Genomic DNA, 19,565 nt, shown 5'->3' with positions numbered 1-19,565 from the left:
AAGGAAACAGCAGTGGACACAGGACACCCGCCGCCGGACTCGGGCCGGACCCGCCCGCACTATCACTTCGATCGCCACACCCCGGAATATCGGGGCCGATTCGCCGCGATCACCCGGGAAATGCACGAAAAATGCCCGGTGGCCTGGACAGGCACCCACGGTGGCCATTGGGTCGCCGCCGGTCACCGTGAAGTGTTCGAGCTCGCGCGGTGCCCGCACGTGTCCAACGACCGCGACTACAAGAACGAGCGCCGCGGGTATCTCGGTATCACCATCCCGTTCGCCGAGACCCCGATGCCCATGCGCAACGGCATTCTTGAGATGGACGATCCCGAGCACCGGCTGTTCCGCGCGGTCCTCAACCCGTACCTGTCACCGAGCGCCGTACGCCGGTGGGAGCCTTTCATCGATGAGCTGGTGCGCGCCTGTCTCGACGAGAAGATCGAGTCCGGGCGGATCGACTTCGTCGATGATCTCGCGAATATCGTTCCCGCCGTCGTGACCCTCGGCATGCTGGGAATACCGCTGGCGAAGTGGGTCGTCTACAACGAACCCTCGCACGCGGTGGTGTACACCCCACCGGATTCACCCGACCGGGAGCGGGTGCAGGAACTGAATATGGCGATGGGCCTGGATCTGCTGGCGAACCTGCACGAGATCCGCGAGAACCCGCGACCCGGCCTGATCGACGGATTGGCCCGGTTGGAGATCGACGGCGAAAAACCCGAAGACATCGATCTACTCGGGATGCTCGGGCTACTCATCGGCGGCGGTTTCGATACGACCACCGCGCTGACCGCGCACTCATTGGAATGGCTGTCCGAACACCCGGGCGAACGGGAAACCCTCAGTCGCGAACGCGAACTGTTGCTGAATCCCGCGACCGAGGAATTCCTGCGCTACTTCACCCCCGCGCCCGGTGACGGCCGCACCATCGCCGCGGACTGCGAAATCGCCGGCCAGCGGTTCGAAGAAGGCGAGCGGCTCTGGTTGTCCTGGGCGATGGCGAACCGGGACCCCGCGGTATTCCCCGAGCCCGACACCGTGGTGCTGGACCGTAAAGGTAATCGGCACACCAGCTTCGGGCTCGGCATACACCGCTGCATCGGGTCCAATCTCGCGCGCACGGTGTTCAAGCGGATGCTGGTCGCCGTCCTCGACCGGATGCCGGACTTCGACTGTGACCCCGAAGCGACCGTGCACTACGACACCATCGGGGTGATCCAGGGGATGCGCAAACTGCCCGCGACGTTCACGCCGGGCCGCCGTTCGGGACCGGGTCTGGACGATACTCTCGTCGCCCTGGAGCGAATGATCGACGAACAGGGCCTCGCCGCCCCTGTCACCGCGGGGTCGTGATCGCAGCGGGCCCGGTGGCCGGCCGGGACCGTGCGGTGCCGGCCGCGGCGGGCGCCCTGCGACCGGGGCATGTCATGCGGCGCGTTCGGGGCCTTCCACTTCGCGCAGGAAGTCCTCGATGAGGGTGGTGATCTCGGCATGCCCGCTGTCGATATCGAACGATTCCTCGATGCGCAGGAAGCGGGAGACGCTGGACATGAGCATGACCAGGGTTATCGGCGTCCAGGTGGTGTCGCCGTGGTCGCGCAGGGCGCGGGTGACTATCTCGAGCTGGAGTTCGCGGAATCGTTTGGACGACTGACTGATCTCGGTCCGGATCGAGGGCCGGTGGGTGGCCAGGGAGACGAACTCCATGGTCAGTGAGGTCCGGGATTGGTCGTGGATCGCGGCCCACAGTGCCCAGAGGGGCTGATCGGATTCGGCGGCCGCGAGGAGGCGCTCATAGCTGCGATCGGAGCCCCTGCGGAAGAGGGCGACGAACAGATTGTCCATCGTGCCGAAGTAGTAATGGACGAGCGCGGAGTTCACCCCGGCGCGGGCCGCGAGCCGGCGGGAACTCACCGCGGCATAGCCCTCTTCGAGCATGACCTGCTGGGCGGCGTCGAGCAGAGCGCTCCGAGTCGACAGACTGGCCGAGTCGGCGGGAATTTTCCGGCCGCTGCGGGCGCTCGGTTCCTTCTTGTTCATGGTGCCTCCGTCTGCTGCCGCTGGAAGTCGGCACGCCACTGTGCTCCGCTGCCGCGGACCCGGTGCTGGTACGGCCGCCTTCTGATCATAGAAACCCTGGCGCCGGCGGTGTGGATGCCCCGGACGAGGGAGCGGTGCGGGGTGGTCCGGGTGCGAACGTGCCTTACGTGAAATGTTTTTCGGCCCTTGACGGACGCAGCATGGCAGCCGTATAACTTTTAAGCAACCGAGTAATTAATCAACTGCTTAATGGTGATCGGTCGATTCTGTCACATCGCTACGTCGCTCCGGAAGAGGAGAACCGTGGAACGCATCGAGGCGGGGCAAGTAACCGGTTCACGGCGCGTCACCGCTGCTCGGCCCGCGGACCGGGCGGGAGCGACGCGGGTGACGATTCGCTGCGGCCGGAGTACCGCCGGCGCCGAGCACCGCGACGGAATGACGATCTTGGACATGGCGCGATTCCTCGGGATGAATCCGCCCGCGAACTGCGAGTCCGGCCACTGCGGCGCCTGCACGGCCCGGATCGAGACCGGCGGTGGCGCCGAGATGCGCCGCAACGAGGTTCTCACGACTACCGAGGTCGCGGAGGGCTGGGTACTGACCTGTCAGGCCCACCCGACCGGTGAATCGGTGCACGTGGTGTACGAGTAGAGGAGCTCACCGATGAACAGACCCGTGAACACAACGGCGCCGGACGAGGTTCCATCCGGTGACAACGGCTCCGCGGGGCGCGTGACGATTGTGACCGGCGGCGCCTCGGGGATGGGACTGTCGGTCTGCCACCGGCTCGCCGCGAGTGGCGATCGTGTCGCCGTATTCGACCTCGACGGCACCGGCGCCGAGCGCGCCGCGGACGAGATACGGGCGGCGGGCGGAACGGCGATGGCCTTCGAGGTCGATGTCACCGATCGGGCGCTGATCGACGAGGCGGTGGGCAAGGTCCGGGCGGTCTGGGGGCCGGTGCAGGTGCTGGTCACCAGCGCGGGAGTTTTCGCGTTCGAGCCGTTCACCGAGATCTCGGCGGATTCGTGGCAGCGAATCCTGGACGTCAACCTCAACGGCACGTTCCACTGCATTCAGGCCGTGATTCCGGACATGATCGCGGCGGGCTGGGGCCGCATCGTTACGATCTCGTCCTCCAGCGCTCAGCGCGGCTCACCGAAGATGGTGCACTACACCGCTTCCAAGGGGGCGGTGATCGCGATGACGAAAGCGCTGGCCCGGGAATACGCGCAGTCCGGTATCACGGTGAACACCATCCCGCCGTCCGGTATCGATACCCCGATGTCGCGCGTTTCCCAGGCGGCCGGGCATCTGCCGGACAACGAGACGATGGCGCGGGCAATTCCGGTCGGCTATCTGGGCAGCGGTGAGGATATCGCCGCGGCCTGCGTATTCCTGTGCTCGGAGGATGCTCGGTTCATCACCGGCCAGGTACTCGGCGTGAACGGCGGGGCAGTGATATGACCTCGACGGTTCCCCGGCTCGAACCACTTCCGGTAGGGGAGTGGACCGAAGACGCGCGGGCGATGTTGCGTGGGCGAGTGGCCCGGGCCGACCGATACCTGTCCGGCGCGCCGGACGCACCACCGATGCCGAATATTCTCGGGATCCTCGGACATCACCCCGAATTGGGCGGCGCCTGGCTGAAATACAACGGGCTGCTCCTGGAACGGGCGACGCTCGATCCGCGACTGCGCGAACTGGCGGTACTGCGGGTCGCGTGGCGGACACGCTCGGCCTACGAGTGGCGTCAGCACACCAAGATGGCCCGGGATCTCGGGATCGGTGACCGGACCATCGAGGACATCGCCTGCGGGGAGACCGCCGGCTGGCCCGAGCCGGATCGGCTGGTGCTGGCGGCGACCGACGAACTCCTCGACAGGTACCGGGTATCCGATACCACCTGGGCCGCGCTCACCGGCCATCTCGACACCCATCAGCTGCTCGAGCTGCTGTTCGTCGTCGGCTCCTACCTGTGCCTGGCCCTCGTATTCAACAGTGTGGACCTGCAACCCGACCCCGATGCCGGCCCCGCGGCGGCACCCGAAGTACCCGAATCGGAGGAATGACCATGGCGCGATGGCCGAAACCGGCGGAAGGAACCTGGACCCAGCACTATCCGGAACTCGGTACCGGACCGGTGTCGTTCGAGGATTCGATTTCACCGGAGTTCTACGAGCTGGAGCGGGAGGCGATCTTCAAACGGGCCTGGCTCAATGTGGGCCGGGTGGAGCAGGTGCCGCGGGTCGGCAGCTATTTCACCAAGGAGATCCATATCGCCCGCACCTCGGTGGTCGTGGTGCGCGACCACGAGAAGCAGGTGCGCGCGTTCTACAACATGTGCCGGCACCGGGGGAACAAGCTGGTCTGGAACGAAGTACCGCGCGCGGAGGTGTCCGGGACGTGCCGGCAGTTCACCTGCAAATACCACGGATGGCGGTACGGGCTCGACGGGCAACTGACCTTCGTCCAGCAGGAGGGTGAATTCTTCGACCTCGACAAGGCGGAATTCGGGCTCGCGCCCGTGCACTGCGAGGTATGGGCGGGATTCATCTTCGTGAACTTGGCCCCCGAACCACCGCAGACACTGCGGGAGTTCCTGGGGCCGATGGTCACCGCACTCGAGGATTACCCCTTCGACCGCATGACCGAATGGTACGAATTCCGGGCCGAGAATCAGAGCAACTGGAAACTGTTCGCCGATGCGTTCCAGGAGTACTACCACGTGCCCGGCCTGCATTCCCAGCAGGTTCCGGGCAAGGTACGCAACCCCGACCCGAGTTTCGAATGCGCCCATTTCCAGACCGACGGGCCGCACCGTGTAGTGAGCACCGGGGGCGCGCGGCGCTGGACGATGGACCCCGAGTACATGTATCCCATCGAACGCGCCACCCGCAGTGGGCTGGTCGGTCCGTGGGAATCTCCCGATATCGGTGAGTTGCCCCCGGGTATCAACCCGGGGCGGGTCGAACCGTGGGGTATCGACAATTTCCAGATCTTCCCCAACCTGGAACTGCTGTTCTACCGCGGCTGGTATCTGATCTACCGCTACTGGCCCACCTCCTACAACAGTCACCTGTTCGAGGCCGTCCTGTGCTACCAGCCCGCGCGCACGGTGCGTGAGCGCGTAGAGCACGAGGTCTCCTCGGTGGTGTTCAAGGAGTTCGCGCTGCAGGACGCCGGAATGCTCACCGGCACCCAGACCGCACTCGAATCCGCCTACCGCACCGCGCGGATCACCGACTATCCCGTCAACGATCAGGAGATCCTGGTCCGCCATTTCCACAAGGTGGTCGCCGACTGGGTCGACGGGTACCGCGGCGCGCGGGTAGGAGCATGATGAGCGAGAACCTGCTGCCACCCGCGTTCGCCGAATTCGAGCGGTTCGCCCCTATTTGGTGCCTGGCCACGGAATCCGAACGCTGGGAACGCCGGATGAACAGTTCGATGGAGGAGCTGTCGGAGTTCTACACCGCCTTCTTCCCCCGCCTGGAAGAGGCCATCGTCTACTGCGACAAATTCCCCCTCGACGATCTGCCCGACGAGGTCCTGCACCTGCTGCAACTCGTCTACTCGCTGTCCATGGTCGCCATGGCGGTCGAGATCTTCTTCCAGCCCAGACCGGTCGACAGCGCCGATGCCGAAATCGAACGGATCGGCGAGCCGTGGCCGTGAGCCGCCCGAACTGCCATGCGATGCCCGAACGAAGGACACAGTGATGCCCACCCTGACTGTCGAAAAGCTGAACCACGAGATCGGCGCGGAGATCGTCGGCCTCGACGTGGACCGGCTGGTCTCCGACGAAACCGTGCCCGGCGCGATCCTGGAGGCCCTGGAAGCGAACGGGGTTCTGGTCTTCCGGGGCCTGCATCTGGAACCGGAAGCACAGGTGGAGTTCTGCCGCAAGCTCGGTGATATCGACACCTCGGCCGGCCACCACCCGGTCTCCGGGATCTACCGGGTGAGCCTGGACACCGCGAAGAACTCGTCGGCGAGCTACCTGCGCGGCACCTTCGACTGGCATATCGACGGATGCACCCCGAAAGACGACACGTACCCGCAGATGGCGACAGTTCTGTCCGCGAAAGCCGTTGCCGTGAGCGGCGGGGAGACCGAATTCGCCAGCACCTATCGCGCCTACGACCGGCTCGACGACGACGAGAAGAAGTACCTGGCGTCGCTTCGTGTGCTGCATACGCTCGAGGCATCGCAGCGGCCGGTCACCGCCGATCCGACACCGCAGCAGCTGGAGTTCTGGCGTCGCTGGCCGACCAGGGAACATCCACTGGTCTGGACACACAAGTCGGGCCGCCGCTCACTGGTGCTGGGCACCTCGACGGACCATGTGGTGGGAATGGATCGGGACGAGGGGCGCGCGTTGCTCGACGACCTGCTCGCTCGCTGCACCGCACCGGCACACGTCTACCGGCACGAATGGACGGTCGGCGACACGGTGATCTGGGACAACCGCGGCGTCGTCCATCGAGCCGCGCCGTATCCCGAGAACTCACCCCGCGAAATGCTGCGTACCACCGTGCTGGGCGACGAACCGATCCAGTAGCCGGCGGGTCCTATCGAACCGAATCACACCGCAAGGAGCACCACCATGCCTCGATGGCCCAAACCCCCCGAAGGCAGCTGGACCGAACACTATCCGGAACTGGGTACCGCGCCGGTGTCCTACGAGGATTCGATCTCACCGGAGATCTACGAAGTGGAGCGGGAGGCGATCTTCAAGAAGGCCTGGCTGAACGTCGGCCGGGTGGAACAGGTGCCGCGGGTCGGCAGCTATTTCACCAAGGAGATCCACGCCGCGTGGACCTCGGTGATCGTCGTACGCGATAAAGAGAAGCAGGTGCGGGCCTTCTTCAATATCTGCCGGCATCGCGGAAACAAACTGGTGTGGAACGAGATTCCTCGTGAAGAGGTATCGGGGACGTGCCGCCAGTTCACCTGCAAGTACCACGGGTGGAGGTACGGGCTCGACGGAGAACTGAACTTCGTACAGCAGGAGGGCGAATTCTTCGACCTGGACAAGAAGGACTACGGGCTCGCCCCCGTGCACTGTGAGGTGTGGGCGGGGTTCATCTTCGTGAACCTGGCCCCCGAACCCGAGCAGTCTCTGCGCGAATTTCTCGGTCCGATGGTCACCGACCTCGAGGGCTACCCTTTCGACCAGCTCACCGAACGCTATTCCTACCGTTCCGAAGTGGGAGCGAATTGGAAGCTGTACATGGACGCGTTCGCGGAGTTCTACCACGCGGCCGTACTGCACGGGAACCAGTCACCGGACAACTTCTCCGCGGCCGCGCAGGCCGCGGGTTTCGAAGCACCGCACTATCAACTGCAGGGCCCGCACCGGATGGTCAGCACCTCCGGGGTGGTGACCTGGGAACTCGACCCCTCCATGCGCAAACCCATGGAGGACATCACCCGCGGCGGGCTGTTCGGACCGTGGGACGTCCCGGATCTCGGCGAACTCCCGGCGGGGGTCAACCCCGGGAAATGCGAGCCCTGGGGCCTGGATTCGTTCCAATTGTTCCCGAACTTCGTGATCCTCATCTGGTCGAGTGGCTGGTATCTCACCTACCACTACTGGCCGACTTCCTACAACACCCACATCTTCGAAGGAAACCTCTACTTCATGCCGGCCCGGACGCCACGCGATCGGGTCGCCCACGAGATGACGGCGGTGACCTTCAAGGAATACGGCCTGCAGGACGCCAGCACCCTGGAAGCCACGCAGATGATGCTCGAATCGCGCGCGGTGACGCGATTCCCGATGTGTGACCAGGAGATCCTGCTCCGGCACCTGCACAAGACCACCGGCCAGTGGGTCGAGAACTACCGGAAAGAACGTGCGGAGGAGACGAACCGATGACCCTGCTGCCCGAACAATTCGCCGACCTGGAACCCTTCGCTGCCCAGTGGTGCCTGGCTACCGAAGGCGAACGCTACAGCACGCGTATGGCCAGCAGTATGGACGATATGCAGCGGTTCTACGACGCCGTCACCCCGCGCGCCGAAGCCGCGATGACCTACCTCGACCATATCGGGCTCGACGATATGCCCGGTGACGCGCTGAACCTGCTGCACCTGCTGTATTCGATGATCATGGTGTCGTTCCCGGTCGAGGTGTGGCGCCAGCCCTGGATACCCGACGCGAGCGAGGCCTCGATGGACTGCGTCATCGAGCCGGCGCCGTGAGCGCCGGGACAACGGTCCTGCGTGCGGCGCGCTGGGTCGATATCGAGGCAGGAATCGTCCGCTCCCCGGCGGTGATCGTGGTGCGCGACGGGCTCATCGAATCGGTGAACCCGCCCGAGACGCCCGCCGAGGCGACCGTCGTGGACCTCGGCGACAGCACACTGCTGCCCGGGCTGATGGATATGGAATTGAACCTGCTCATCGGTGGCCCCGACAACCCGACGGGGCTGCCGAATCCGATGCACGGGGTTCAGGACGATCCGGTCTACCGGACGCTGCGCGGGACCGTCAACGCACGGGAGACGCTGATGGCGGGATTCACCACGGTCCGCAATCTCGGACTCATGGTGAAAACCGGTGGCTACCTGCTCGACGTGGACCTCGGCCGAGCGATCGAGCAGGGCTGGTTCCCCGGTCCGCGCATCGTTTCCGCCGGGCACGCCATCACCCCGACCGGCGGGCATCTCGATCCGACCATGTTCCAGAAGCTGGCTCCGCACATCATGCCGATGTCGGTGCAGGAGGGTATGGCCGACGGTGTACCGGCGGTCCAAGCGGCCACCCGGTACCAGATCAAATACGGGGCCGGGGTCATCAAAATCTCCGCGTCCGGCGGCGTGATGTCGCACAGCACCGCCCCCGGCACCCAGCAGTACTCCGATGCGGAACTCGCCGCCATTGTCGACGAAGCGCACCGCGCCGGCATCAAGGTCGCCGCCCACGCCCATGGCGACGCCGGTATCCGCGCCTGCATCCGCGCGGGCGTGGACTGTATCGAGCACGGCTCCCTCGCCAGTGACGACACCGTGCAGATGATGGTCGATCACGGCACCTTCCTCGTCCCCACCAGCTACCTGTCCGAAGGCCTCGACACCTCGAAAGCTCCACCCGCGCTGCGGCGCAAGGCCGCCGAAGTGTTCCCCAAGGCCCGCCGCATGCTGGGAAAGGCCATCGAAGCCGGCGTCCGGATCGCCTGCGGCACGGACGCCCCGGCCGTACCGCACGGCCAGAACGCCAAGGAGCTGTGGGCGCTGGTCGACCGCGGTATGACACCGATGCAGGCGCTTCGCGCGGCCACGGTCACCAGCGCCGAGCTCATCGACGCCGACGACCGCGGCCGGCTCGCCCCGGGACTGCTCGCCGATATCATCGCCGTCCCCGGCGACCCGTCACGCGATATCAACGTCCTCGAGCAGGTGCGATTCGTGATGAAGGACGGGATCGTGCACAAGAACGAACCGGTCGCGTAGTCACGCCGAACCGATTCCCCACATCCAGGAGGTCACAGGTGCCCAAAGGAATTCTCTACGTCGAGTCCCGCCCGAGCTCACCGGAGGAAATAGCCGAATACCACCGGTGGTACACCGAAACCCATATCGGTGAGATGCTCGATATCGACGGCATCGTATCCGCCCGACGGCTCGAACCGATCGCCGGCGACGGCAGCTTCATCGCGCTCTACGAGATCGAAGCCGACGATCTCGAAGCCGTCCGGGCACGGATGGGCGCACGCGCCCGGTCCGGTGAAATGTCGAAACCGATAGCGGTCCAATCGGATCCGCCGCCCACCATCCGTCTACTTCGTGAGTTGAGTGTCCACACCCCCTGATCGGACGAAAACGATGCGCGCATACAAAGAGCTGTTCGTCGGTGGCCGGTGGTGTCCGCCGAGTACCGACCAGGCGATCGAGGTGGTATCGCCGCACACCGAGGAGCCCATCGCGCGCGTCGCCGCGCCGGCGGCCGCGGATATCGATGATGCGGTCGCGGCGGCGCGGCTGGCATTCGACGCCGGGCCGTGGCCGCGGCTTCCACCCGCTGAGCGAATCCGGATCGTCCGTGGTCTCGCCGACCGGTACGAGGAACGGGTGGAAGAAGTAGCCCAGGTGGTGACCGCGGAAATGGGTGCGCCGATCACCTTCTCCCGTTCGGCGCACGCCCGGCTACCCGGCGTGATGATGCGCGCTCTGGCCGACCTCGCCGACACCTACCCGTGGCAGGAGACCCGGCCGGGCTTTTACGGCACCGGCATCCTGGTGCGCAATAACCCCGTCGGCGTCGTGGGGGCGGTGACGCCCTGGAACATGCCGATGCTCATGGTCGTCGCGAAACTGATTCCCGCCCTGCTCGCAGGCTGCACCGTCGTGCTCAAACCGTCACCGGAGGCGCCGCTGGACGCCTACCTCATGGCCGAACTACTCGAGCAGAGCGAGGTGCCGCCCGGCGTCGTATCGATCCTGCCGGGCGATCGTACGGTCGGCGAGTACCTCGTCGCCCACCCCGGAATCGACAAGGTCTCATTCACCGGATCCACCGCCGCCGGCCGGAAAGTCGCCGCCGTGTGCGGCACCGCGCTCAAACGCGTCAGCCTGGAACTCGGCGGAAAATCGGCGGCCGTTGTCCTCGACGACGCCGACCCGGCCGCGGTCGCCGCCGGTGTGCAGGTGGCCGGACTGATGAACAGCGGCCAGGCCTGCGTGGCCCAGACCCGGGTCCTGGTACCGCGCCACCGCGCGCCGGAATTCGTGGACGCGTTGGCGGCGATGGTCGACGGGCTGGCGGTGGGAGACCCGCTCGACGAAACCACACGTATCGGCCCGATGGTCTCGGCCCGGCAGCGCGAGCGGGTGCGCGGATACATCGAACAAGGGATCGGCGCGGGGGCACGTGTCGTCACGGGCGGAGCGGACAGACCGGCAGGCCTGGACAGGGGCTGGTATGTGCGGCCGACTCTGTTCTCCGATGTCGACTCCGCCATGGGCATCGCCCAGGAGGAAATATTCGGTCCGGTACTGACTGTGCTGGAGTACGCCGATATCGATGACGCGGTGCGACTCGCCGACGACACACCCTACGGACTGTCGGGCTCGGTGTGGACGCCGGATATCGACCGCGGGCTCGCGGTCGCCGGCCGGATCCGGGCCGGCACCTTCGGTATCAATCAGGCCTACAGTATGGATCCGCACGCACCCTTCGGCGGGGTGAAGGCCAGTGGAATCGGGCGGGAATTCGGCAGCGAAGGGCTGGCGGAGTATCTGGAAACCCAATCGATCTCCGGACTCGGATCGTGAGCCGGGTGCCCGGAAACAGGGGGAGTGGCTTTCACGGCATCGATGGCTGCCGGTGATGAGCGAGTATTCTGCTGCCTGACCGCGCCCCAGCCGGACAGGAGGGCAGTGCTATGACGTCATGGCGTGCGCGGGCAATGATCGCCCGGATGTGGTGGCAGCAGAACAAGAAGTTCTACGCCGATCCCGCGGTCATGCGCGAACGTCTGCCGCAACACCAATCGCCCGAACGGGCTCGTCCGCCTCGACGCCTCCGCGATTCGCACCATGTCACCAGCCGCGTGGTCGATGGGCACAATCTCTACACCATCGAGCCGTCCGGCGGACCGACCTCGCCGTGGCACATCTTCCACCTGCACGGCGGTGGTTTCGTCGAAGCGCCCGAAGCCCACCATTGGCATTTCGCGGCCAGGATGGTCGACCGGTTCGGCTGCACCTACAGCATGCCGATGTATCCGCTGGCACCCGAACACGACCACCGGACGATCATTCCCATGATCGAGACCTCCTACAACCGAGCAACCGAGCAGGTCGCGCCCCGGAACCGGATCGTGTTCGGCGACTCGGCCGGCGGCACCCTCGCCCTCACCTTGGCTCGTCACCTGCGCGAGCGTGGGCATCCGCAACCGGCCGCGCTCGCGTTGTTCTCTCCGTGGATCGATCTCGCCACCGACGATCCGCTGTCGCTGACACTGGATGACCGTGACCCCGAACTCGGTGTCACCGGTTTGAAGCAGGCGGGCCGGTGGTACGCGGGCGAGTGTGCACTCGACGACCCACAGATCAGCCCCGCGTTCGCCGATCTCACCGGTATCGCTCCGGTCATCGTCTTCATCGGCCACCGCGACATCCTGTTGCCCGACGCGCGGCGTATCAAAGAACTCGGCGACAGCGCCGGCGTGCCGGTCGAGCTGCGTGAATATCCCGGAATGGTCCACAACTGGATCATGAAACGCATCCCCGAATCCCGGCAAGCCGTCGGTGAACTAGTGGATTTCCTGCACAGGGTGGAGAAAGGGGCCGAACATGATCGTCCGGACAACTGAGGAGATCACCGGAACCGATCGCCAGATCGACACCGACAACTGGACATCGAAACGGATCATCCTCTCCGATGACAATGTCGGCTTCTCTTACCACGAAACGACCGTCGCCGCGGGTACGCAGACCCCGCTGCGCTACCCGGACTACGTCGAAGCTGTGTGGATCATCGAGGGTCATGGCCGGTTGCACGATCGCGATAACGACATGACCTACGAGTTGGGGCCGGGCACTATGTATCTCCTGGACAAGCACGAGCGCCACACGATCATCGCCGATACGCGATTGCGGATGTACTGCGTCTTCGCCCCCGCTGTACCAGCCGGAAGCGGCTGAGGACGGATCCCGGGCTCTCAGGTGACGGTGATGGGGCGTGATCACGCAGATTCCTTGCCGAACGTGAAAGCACCGCCGCCTGAACATCCGGACACCGCCGAAGGCCGGCACCGAGACTGTCCAAGTGCTGACCGGCCGCTATCCGATCGCCGGATTGTCCGTCATGTCGGCGGTGATCGCTGTCGCGGTATCGCGATGACGCTCGCTGCGAAGCCCCGGCGACGATCCCGTGGAGCCCGCCGCGAAAACCGGCGGGGCACCGACGGCGCCCGTCGAGGTCGGCTGAGCGGATCGAAGTGGTCAGGTCACCGTGGCGCGGTCGGTGCGGCGCGGTGACCTGATCCATGTAAGACGCTCTTTTGATCGCGCCGCCCGAACAGCGCGAGACATCCGCTCCCGCCTAGATCACGATCCGTAAGGGGTTTTCCAGCAACGACTTCAGATCGGCGAGGAACCGTGCGGCGACGGCCCCGTCGATGGCGCGGTGATCCGCGGACATGGTGACGCGCAAGGTTTTCCGGCTGACCACCTGTTCGCCGTCCAAGCGCAGTTCGTCGGTGACCGCGCCGACGGCAAGGATCGCGGCCTCGGGCGGATTGATCACCGCGGTGAAATGTTCGATGCCGAACATGCCCAGGTTGGAGATGGTGAAGGTAGCGCCCTCCATATCGGCGGGCCGCAGTTTGCGTTCACGCGCGCGTTCGGCCTTGTCTCGGGATTCCGCGGCGATCTCGGACACGCTCTTGCGATCGGCATCGCCGATCACCGGGACCATCAGGCCCGCCGGGGTCGCCACCGCGACACCGAGGTGCACTCCGCGGTGCCGCAACAGCTTGTCCCCGGCGTAGGAGACGTTGACGGCCGGGTTCGCCCGCAGCGTCATGGCCGCGGCCTTGACCAGCAGGTCGTTGATACTGATCTTTCCCGCTTCCGTTTCCGCGAGGGTCGTATTGATCCGGGCGCGGAAATCCAGCAGGTCGGTGATATCGATAACGCTGGTCAGGTAGATATGTGGCGCCTGTTGCTTACTTTCGGTGAGGCGCTGGGCCGAGATCCGCTGGATGGTGGTGAGCGGAATTTCCTCGTAGTCGCCGGCCGCCGGGACCGTCGCCGCGGCGGCGGCCGCGGGCTCGGCGGCCGAGGCGGGTGCGGCCACCGCCGCGGAAGGATCTGCCCGGTGCGCGGCTTCGACGTCTCGGCGGGTCACGCGTCCCCGGGGTCCGGTCCCGGCCACGGCGCTGATATCGATGCCGAGCTCACGAGCTACCTTGCGGGCGAGTGGAGAGGATTTCGTCCGTGCACCGGATTCGCCGGTGGGGGCGTCGATATCCGAGGTCGCACCCTGTCCGCCGGGTTGCGGGTCCCGAGTGACGGGCTGTGGTGGGGAAGCGGCGGCCGCGGTGGTCCGGAGCGGGGTCTGCGTGGTTGCCGCCGCTCCGCTTCCGTCGCCGACAACGGCGATCGGTTCGCCGATGGGCACGCGTGTGCCTGCCTCGGCGAAGATCTGTTCGAGCACGCCGTCGTCGTAGGCCTCGAGCTCCATGAGGGCCTTGTCGGTCTCGATCTCGGCGAGCACGTCACCGCGCGTCACCTGGTCGCCGACCTTCTTGAGCCAGGCGGACACGACACCGTCCTCCATGGTGTCCGAGAGCCGCGGCATGATGATTTCGGGCACGTTGTGGTCCTTCGGTTTCAGCGTCGGGTGCCGACGGCCGCGAGAGTTTCCAGCGCGGCGGTGTACAGCGAATCGGCGGACGGCAGGGCGAGCCGTTCCAGTGGTTTGGCGTACGGCAGCGGAACCTCGGCCATGGCCACGCGGCGTACGGGGGCGTCGAGGTAGTCGAAGGCGCCGTCGGAAATGGAGGCCGCTACCTCGGCGCCGATACCGTAGGTGAGCCAGTCGTCCTCGCCGATCACAGCGCAGCCGGTTTTGCGTACGGAGGCGATGAGGGTGGTGCGGTCCAGTGGGCGCAGGCTGCGCAGGTCGATCACCTCGGCCGAAATTCCCTCGGCCGCGAGGCGTTCGGCGACCTGGGTGCAGACCGTAGCCATCCGCGAGTAGCCGATCAAGGTGATATCGACGCCCGGGCGGGTGATGGCGGCCTTGCCGATCTCGGCCGCTGGAAGGTTCTCCGGCACTTCGCCTTTGGTGTTGTACAGCGAGAGATTCTCCAGGAAGAGCACCGGATCGTCGTCGTCGATGGCGGCTTTCAGCAGTGCCCGCGCATCGGCCGGCGTGCTCGGAGCGACGACCTTCAGGCCGGGGACGAACGCGTAGTACAGCTCGATGTTCTGTGAGTGCGTCGCGCCGAGCTGCTGGCCGCCGCCGCCCGGGGTGCGGATGACCATGGGTACGTTGGTCTGCCCGCCGAACATGCCGTAGATCTTGGCCGCGTGATTGACGATCTGGTCCAGCGCCAGCAGTGAGAAGTTGATCGTCATGAGCTCCACCACCGGGCGCAGGCCGAGCATCGCGGCCCCGATGGCCGCGCCGACGAAACCCTCCTCGGCGATCGGAGTATCGCGGACCCGCTTCTCGCCGAACTCGGCCAACAGGCCGGCAGTGATCTTGTAAGAGCCTTCGAAGATGCCGATCTCCTCGCCGATGAGGAAAACGTCTTCGTCGCGCCGCATCTCCTCACGGAGGGTTTCGCGCAGCGCTTCACGGTAGGTCATGAGGGCCACAGGGAGTCCTTAGTCAGCGAAAAGTGGGTCGGCCGGCAGACGGTGGGAATCTCCTGCCACCGGCGTCGCATAGGTGTAGTCGAACAGGCTCGACGGCTCCGGATGCGGACTCGAATCCGCGAATTCCACCGCGGCGGAGACCCGTTCGGTCACCTCGTCTTCGAGATCGGCGACCGACTGCTCGGTGAGCACACCGGCGTCGAGCAACCGGGCCTGCCACAGCGTGACCGGGTCGTGGTCGCGCGCGATCGAAATATCCTCGTCGGTGCGGTACTTCGCGGGATCTACGACGGAGTGTCCCTTGAGCCGGTGGCTGACGGTCTCCAGGAGCGCCGGCCGGCCTTCGCGCCGGGCCGTTTCGATCAGCTCGCCCGCCATATCCCGCACGGCCAGCACATCGGTACCGTCTACCCGTTCGCCCCGCATCCGGTAAGCGGCGGCGCGCTTCCACAGATCGGGCTCGGCGGAGGAGTTCTCGACTGTGGTGCCCATACCCGTCTGGTTGTTGATCACCAGGAAGACGATCGGCAGACGCCACAGCGCCGCGATATTCAGCGATTCGTGGAACGCGCCGATATTCGTGGTGCCCTCGCCCATCTGGCAGACCACCACGTCGTCGTCGCCCCGGTAGTCGATGGCGAGTGCGGCGCCGACGGCCAGCGGGACCTGGCCGCCGACGATCGCATAACCGCCGAGCAGGCGCGTCGCGGTGTCGTACATATGCATCGAACCGCCCCAGCCCTTCGAGGTGCCGGTGGAGCGGCCGTAGAGTTCGGCCATGACCCGGCCCGGCTCGATGCCCTTGGCCAGGGCGTAGCCGTGCTCCCGGTAGTTGGTGAACAGGTAATCGGTGGGGCGCATCGCCGCGCCTATGCCGACAACGGTGGCTTCCTCACCCAGGTTGAGGTGGCAGTACCCGCCGATCTCGGCCTGCTGGTAGCTCTGCGCTGTGCGTTCCTCGAAGCGGCGCACGAACAAGATTTCGCGGAACAGGCCGCGCAGCGTATCCGGGTCCTCGGCGGCGATCCGGGTCTCGATCGCGTCGATCTCTCCGGATCCGCCGGCCGGAGATCCGGTGCTGGGCGCCGAAGTTGTGCCGGTGCCGGGTTCGGCGGTCTCGGCCGGTTGGCCTGCGCCGGTCGAGCGGGTCGTCTTGCGGGGGCGCTTGCGCGGCGTGGTGCTGGTCGTCACCTGATCTCCTCAACGTTTCCGGGTCGGTGCGACGTGTACCGGCAGGCCGAGCCCGGTGAGGGCCGCCTCCATGCCGATCTCGCCGAGGGTGGGGTGGGCGTGGATGGTGTCGGCGAGCTCGTCGAGGGTCGCTTCCAGCGAAATCGCCAGTGCGCCCTCAGCGATGAGATCGCTGGCCGATGGGCCGATGATGTGTACTCCGAGAACTTCCTTGTGCCGTGCCCCGGCGACGATCTTCACGAAACCCTCGGTGTCGCCGAAGGTTTTGGCCCGGCCCAGGGCCGCGAACGGGAACTTGGCGGTGATCACGTCTTGGCCGGCGGCGCGGGCGGCGTCCTCGGTGAGGCCGACGCCGGCGATCTCGGGATGGGTGAAGGTCGCGGCCGGGATCACGGTGTAGTCGATATGCGCATCGTGGCCGGCGATCACATCGGCCGCGGTCAGGCCCTGATGGGAGGCCACATGCGCGAGCAGCGCCTTGCCGGTGACATCTCCGATCGCCCAGACATGTTCGACGTTCGTGCGCAGCCGGTCGTCGACTCGGATGAAACCGCGCGTGTCCGTCTCGACGCCCGCGGCATCGAGTCCGAGCCGGCCGGTGTTCGGACGCCGGCCCACGCCCACCAACACCACATCGGCATCGAGGTCGCGTGCCTCCGGGCCGTCGACGTTCACCTGTAACCGGTTCTCGGCCTGCGTGATGGCTGTGACGGTCGATCCGGTCAGTACGGTGATACCGCGTTTGCCGAACGACCGGCCCAGCGCGTTGCCGATCTCCGCGTCTTCCAGCGGGACCAGGCGATCTTGCATCTCCACCACGGTGACTTCGCTGCCGAAGGTCGCGAACAGGCTGGCCCATTCCGCACCCACCGCACTGCCCCCGATGACGACCAGCCGATCGGGGATGCCGGTCAACCCGAATGCTCCGTCGGAGGTGATGACGCCGGGTAGCTCAGCGCCGGGAACAGATAGCCGCGCCGGGACCGAGCCGGTCGCGATGAGCACATCGGTGGCACTGATCGTGCGGCCCGCGTCGGCGACCGTGTCGGCGGCATAGCGTGGCCCGCCGGGAAAAACCGGTGACTCGCCGACCTCGAACACATCGACGGTGGTCGGTCCCGTGAACCGCGCGTGGCCTGCGATAACGGTGACCCCGTTCGCCTTCAGAAGTCCTGCCACCCCATCGGTGAGTTCCCCGACGATGGCGTCCTTGCGCGCGCGCACCGCGGCGAAGTCGACCCGGATGCCGTCCGTGTGCACACCGAAATCGGCTGCGTCGCGCATCGTCTGGAGGACCTCGGCGGACCGCAGCATGGCCTTGGTGGGGATACACCCCCAGTTCAGGCACACACCGCCGGGACGCTCCTTCTCTACCAGGCCGACGCGTAGCCCTCGTTGGGCGGCGCGAATGGCCGCGACATATCCGCCCGGGCCGCCACCGACCACGAGTAGATCGAAATCCGGCACTTGTGGTGCTCCTCATCCTCGAACAATCGACCCGCTCCCGGTTGCGGTGCGGGTCGTCCAATCGAGTCTGGTGGGCACCAGATGCACAAACAATCACCTCGATGTCCAGATATGTGCCGTACCGATTGGGCGCTGAGCCCAATCGGACTAGCGGGTGAGGTCCTGGCTACGGGCCGTTGCGCCGAGATCGAGCGCGGTCAACGCCAGGGAGAACTCCAGGTAGGCGCGCTGACCCTCCAGCGGTCGGCCCAGCAGCGTGGCGATGCGCTGCAGGCGGTTGATCACCGTGTTCCGGTGGCAATGCAGCCGGGGCGCCGCATTGGCGGCGGAACAGCTCTCGGCCAGCCAGACGGACAGGGTGCGCAGCAGAATGTTCCGTTCCTTCCCCGGCAATTCGAGTACCGGGCCGAGCGCGCGAGTGATCAGCAGCTCGGTCAGATCCGGTGACCGCAGCAGCAGGGCTTCGGGATAGCGCTCGTCGAGCGAGATCAATACACCCGCGGCGTCATCGGGGAGGGTATCGAGGGCGAGCACTGCCAGGTTGTGGGCCGAACTGATCGCGGCCATTCCGGCAACCGCGGGGGAGACAGCCGCCCGTCCACGCACCTTCGGCCGAAGTTGTCGCAGCACGGGCTCGGTGGCGCGGCCGTCGAGTGCCACCAGGCCGACTGTGGAGTCGGCTCGTTCGTGCCAGGCCGAGCGGACTCCGAGCGAACTCAGAGCTGTTTCCGGCCCCGTATGCAACGGATGCGAGTCCCCCCGGGCCACCACCACCAGGTAGTCGCCGTGGACGGGCAGGTCCAGTTCACGGGCGGCACGGGCGGCAAACAACGAATCTCGCGCCCGGCCCGCGAGCACGTCCTCGATCAGACTGTGCCGCCGGCGTTCGTCACGCCGAACACGGTCCATCTCGGTGCTGCGGTACGAGGTGACCAATGCCGACGACATCGTATCGATCACCGCCCACATGGCCGTGCCGGTCTCCCGGAATTCGGCCGGCGCCACCTCACCGGCCCTATCGAGCAGCGCCTCCCAGACGATGCGTCCACCCAGCCTGAAAGTGCGCAGCATGGCCTCCAGCGGCACACCCTGCTCAGCACGCTGTTCACCGATGGCCGCGGCTACATCGTCCTGATCGGCGCTCTCGGTCCCGCCACCCAGCAAATCCAGGACCCGCGTCAGGAACCGCCGGCAGCCGTCGACCAGATCCGCGCGGGTCACCGCCGAGTAGTCGGTCCATTCGGGGTTGTCGGTGAAGATCGCCGCTATCAGCCGCTGCGTGAGTTCGGGAATCGCGCTCCGGCAGGCCGCCGCGAGTTCCGCCGAACTCACCACCTGCCCGAACTCCTCTTCTGCCGCCACGCGGGCCACGGTACGCCGGAGCGATTCGGCCGGACGCAGGCGGCGGCCGGTGGGGGAGCGGGCCGCCCGTGACTCCACGCTGGCGTTCGCGGTGAAACTGTTTTCGAGCTCGATGGCAATTCGCCGATCGAATTGATATCGGACGCATCGCCGGCG

The 19,565-nt window shown here is 66.1% G+C and carries 19 protein-coding genes and 1 pseudogene; 14 read left to right on the top strand and 6 right to left on the bottom strand.

What is annotated here, in order from left to right:
• Nucleotides 1-12 precede the first annotated feature (12 nt).
• Nucleotides 13-1,359 (top strand): cytochrome P450, encoded by a 1,347-nt coding sequence (locus tag ABZ827_RS07725; RefSeq protein ID WP_357233878.1) that lies wholly within the window; start codon nt 13-15, stop codon nt 1,357-1,359.
• Between the two features lie 72 nt (nt 1,360-1,431).
• Here the strand turns inward: ABZ827_RS07725 and ABZ827_RS07720 are convergent, their stop codons facing one another.
• Complete coding sequence (locus tag ABZ827_RS07720) at nt 1,432-2,046, bottom strand: TetR/AcrR family transcriptional regulator (RefSeq protein WP_357233876.1); 615 nt, start codon at nt 2,044-2,046, stop codon at nt 1,432-1,434.
• Between the two features lie 303 nt (nt 2,047-2,349).
• On the opposite strand from ABZ827_RS07720, the gene ABZ827_RS07715 reads away from it, so the two are divergent.
• The 13 genes and pseudogenes from ABZ827_RS07715 to ABZ827_RS07655 all read left to right on the top strand — a co-directional run bounded on the left by ABZ827_RS07715 (nt 2,350) and on the right by ABZ827_RS07655 (nt 12,704).
• Nucleotides 2,350-2,700, top strand: coding sequence for a 2Fe-2S iron-sulfur cluster binding domain-containing protein (locus ABZ827_RS07715; protein ID WP_357233874.1), 351 nt, complete (start codon nt 2,350-2,352; stop codon nt 2,698-2,700).
• 12 nt (nt 2,701-2,712) lie between these two features.
• The gene (locus ABZ827_RS07710) at nt 2,713-3,516 is read left to right on the top strand and encodes an SDR family NAD(P)-dependent oxidoreductase (RefSeq protein WP_357233872.1); all 804 of its coding nucleotides are present in this window, start codon (nt 2,713-2,715) and stop codon (nt 3,514-3,516) included.
• Nucleotides 3,513-4,121 carry a carboxymuconolactone decarboxylase family protein gene (locus ABZ827_RS07705; protein WP_357233870.1) on the top strand — a complete coding sequence of 203 codons (609 nt, stop codon included), beginning with the start codon at nt 3,513-3,515 and terminating at the stop codon, nt 4,119-4,121. The genes ABZ827_RS07710 and ABZ827_RS07705 overlap by 4 nt, the downstream gene beginning before the upstream one ends.
• Before the next feature lie 2 nt (nt 4,122-4,123).
• On the top strand, nt 4,124-5,392 hold the full coding sequence (locus ABZ827_RS07700; RefSeq protein WP_357233868.1) for an aromatic ring-hydroxylating dioxygenase subunit alpha: 1,269 nt from the start codon (nt 4,124-4,126) through the stop codon (nt 5,390-5,392).
• Complete coding sequence (locus ABZ827_RS07695; protein ID WP_357233866.1) at nt 5,392-5,727, top strand: hypothetical protein; 336 nt, start codon at nt 5,392-5,394, stop codon at nt 5,725-5,727. Before ABZ827_RS07700 ends, ABZ827_RS07695 begins: the two co-directional genes overlap by 1 nt.
• A gap of 43 nt (nt 5,728-5,770) precedes the next feature.
• Nucleotides 5,771-6,613, top strand: a complete 843-nt coding sequence (locus ABZ827_RS07690) for a TauD/TfdA family dioxygenase (protein ID WP_357233864.1) — start codon at nt 5,771-5,773, stop codon at nt 6,611-6,613.
• Nucleotides 6,614-6,658: 45 nt separating this feature from the next.
• Nucleotides 6,659-7,933 carry an aromatic ring-hydroxylating dioxygenase subunit alpha gene (locus ABZ827_RS07685; protein ID WP_357233862.1) on the top strand — a complete coding sequence of 425 codons (1,275 nt, stop codon included), beginning with the start codon at nt 6,659-6,661 and terminating at the stop codon, nt 7,931-7,933.
• Nucleotides 7,930-8,259, top strand: coding sequence for a hypothetical protein (locus ABZ827_RS07680; protein ID WP_357233860.1), 330 nt, complete (start codon nt 7,930-7,932; stop codon nt 8,257-8,259). The genes ABZ827_RS07685 and ABZ827_RS07680 overlap by 4 nt, the downstream gene beginning before the upstream one ends.
• Nucleotides 8,256-9,509 carry an amidohydrolase family protein gene (locus ABZ827_RS07675; RefSeq protein WP_357233859.1) on the top strand — a complete coding sequence of 418 codons (1,254 nt, stop codon included), beginning with the start codon at nt 8,256-8,258 and terminating at the stop codon, nt 9,507-9,509. Before ABZ827_RS07680 ends, ABZ827_RS07675 begins: the two co-directional genes overlap by 4 nt.
• Nucleotides 9,510-9,547: 38 nt before the next feature.
• Nucleotides 9,548-9,868, top strand: a complete 321-nt coding sequence (locus ABZ827_RS07670) for a hypothetical protein (RefSeq protein WP_357233857.1) — start codon at nt 9,548-9,550, stop codon at nt 9,866-9,868.
• A 13-nt stretch (nt 9,869-9,881) separates the two neighbouring features.
• The gene (locus ABZ827_RS07665) at nt 9,882-11,330 is read left to right on the top strand and encodes an aldehyde dehydrogenase (RefSeq protein ID WP_357233856.1); all 1,449 of its coding nucleotides are present in this window, start codon (nt 9,882-9,884) and stop codon (nt 11,328-11,330) included.
• Nucleotides 11,331-11,440: 110 nt separating this feature from the next.
• A pseudogene (locus ABZ827_RS07660) lies at nt 11,441-12,370 on the top strand (alpha/beta hydrolase); the annotation flags it as partial.
• The gene (locus ABZ827_RS07655; protein ID WP_357233854.1) at nt 12,354-12,704 is read left to right on the top strand and encodes an ectoine synthase; all 351 of its coding nucleotides are present in this window, start codon (nt 12,354-12,356) and stop codon (nt 12,702-12,704) included. The pseudogene ABZ827_RS07660 and the gene ABZ827_RS07655, both read left to right, overlap by 17 nt.
• Before the next feature lie 400 nt (nt 12,705-13,104).
• Here the strand turns inward: ABZ827_RS07655 and ABZ827_RS07650 are convergent, their stop codons facing one another.
• The 5 genes from ABZ827_RS07650 to ABZ827_RS07630 all read right to left on the bottom strand — a co-directional run bounded on the left by ABZ827_RS07650 (nt 13,105) and on the right by ABZ827_RS07630 (nt 19,409).
• Nucleotides 13,105-14,379, bottom strand: a complete 1,275-nt coding sequence (locus tag ABZ827_RS07650) for a dihydrolipoamide acetyltransferase family protein (RefSeq protein WP_357233852.1) — start codon at nt 14,377-14,379, stop codon at nt 13,105-13,107.
• 17 nt (nt 14,380-14,396) lie between these two features.
• Complete coding sequence (locus ABZ827_RS07645; protein ID WP_357233850.1) at nt 14,397-15,380, bottom strand: alpha-ketoacid dehydrogenase subunit beta; 984 nt, start codon at nt 15,378-15,380, stop codon at nt 14,397-14,399.
• Between the two features lie 18 nt (nt 15,381-15,398).
• A complete protein-coding gene (gene pdhA, locus ABZ827_RS07640; RefSeq protein WP_357233848.1) occupies nt 15,399-16,580 on the bottom strand; it encodes a pyruvate dehydrogenase (acetyl-transferring) E1 component subunit alpha in 1,182 nt (393 codons plus the stop codon).
• Nucleotides 16,581-16,589: 9 nt separating this feature from the next.
• Nucleotides 16,590-18,047, bottom strand: a complete 1,458-nt coding sequence (gene lpdA, locus ABZ827_RS07635; protein ID WP_357233846.1) for a dihydrolipoyl dehydrogenase — start codon at nt 18,045-18,047, stop codon at nt 16,590-16,592.
• Between the two features lie 147 nt (nt 18,048-18,194).
• Nucleotides 18,195-19,409: a helix-turn-helix domain-containing protein gene (locus ABZ827_RS07630; protein WP_357233844.1), complete on the bottom strand. Its 1,215-nt coding sequence runs from the start codon at nt 19,407-19,409 to the stop codon at nt 18,195-18,197.
• Nucleotides 19,410-19,565: the final 156 nt, after the last annotated feature.

The sequence above is a fragment of the Nocardia sp. NPDC019395 genome (assembly GCF_040632335.1).
GTDB lineage: Bacteria > Actinomycetota > Actinomycetes > Mycobacteriales > Mycobacteriaceae > Nocardia.
This window is presented reverse-complemented; position numbering and strand designations above follow the sequence as displayed.

What these genes read in the sequence shown, in the direction of transcription:
- ABZ827_RS07645 (WP_357233850.1), bottom strand. Translation starts at nt 15,380, where the DNA reads ATGACCTACCGTGAAGCGCTGCGCGAAACCCTCCGTGAGGAGATGCGG.
- ABZ827_RS07700 (WP_357233868.1), top strand. Translation starts at nt 4,124, where the DNA reads ATGGCGCGATGGCCGAAACCGGCGGAAGGAACCTGGACCCAGCACTAT.
- ABZ827_RS07680 (WP_357233860.1), top strand. Translation starts at nt 7,930, where the DNA reads ATGACCCTGCTGCCCGAACAATTCGCCGACCTGGAACCCTTCGCTGCC.
- ABZ827_RS07720 (WP_357233876.1), bottom strand. Translation starts at nt 2,046, where the DNA reads ATGAACAAGAAGGAACCGAGCGCCCGCAGCGGCCGGAAAATTCCCGCC.
- ABZ827_RS07695 (WP_357233866.1), top strand. Translation starts at nt 5,392, where the DNA reads ATGAGCGAGAACCTGCTGCCACCCGCGTTCGCCGAATTCGAGCGGTTC.
- ABZ827_RS07655 (WP_357233854.1), top strand. Translation starts at nt 12,354, where the DNA reads ATGATCGTCCGGACAACTGAGGAGATCACCGGAACCGATCGCCAGATC.
- ABZ827_RS07685 (WP_357233862.1), top strand. Translation starts at nt 6,659, where the DNA reads ATGCCTCGATGGCCCAAACCCCCCGAAGGCAGCTGGACCGAACACTAT.
- ABZ827_RS07705 (WP_357233870.1), top strand. Translation starts at nt 3,513, where the DNA reads ATGACCTCGACGGTTCCCCGGCTCGAACCACTTCCGGTAGGGGAGTGG.
- ABZ827_RS07690 (WP_357233864.1), top strand. Translation starts at nt 5,771, where the DNA reads ATGCCCACCCTGACTGTCGAAAAGCTGAACCACGAGATCGGCGCGGAG.
- ABZ827_RS07665 (WP_357233856.1), top strand. Translation starts at nt 9,882, where the DNA reads ATGCGCGCATACAAAGAGCTGTTCGTCGGTGGCCGGTGGTGTCCGCCG.
- ABZ827_RS07710 (WP_357233872.1), top strand. Translation starts at nt 2,713, where the DNA reads ATGAACAGACCCGTGAACACAACGGCGCCGGACGAGGTTCCATCCGGT.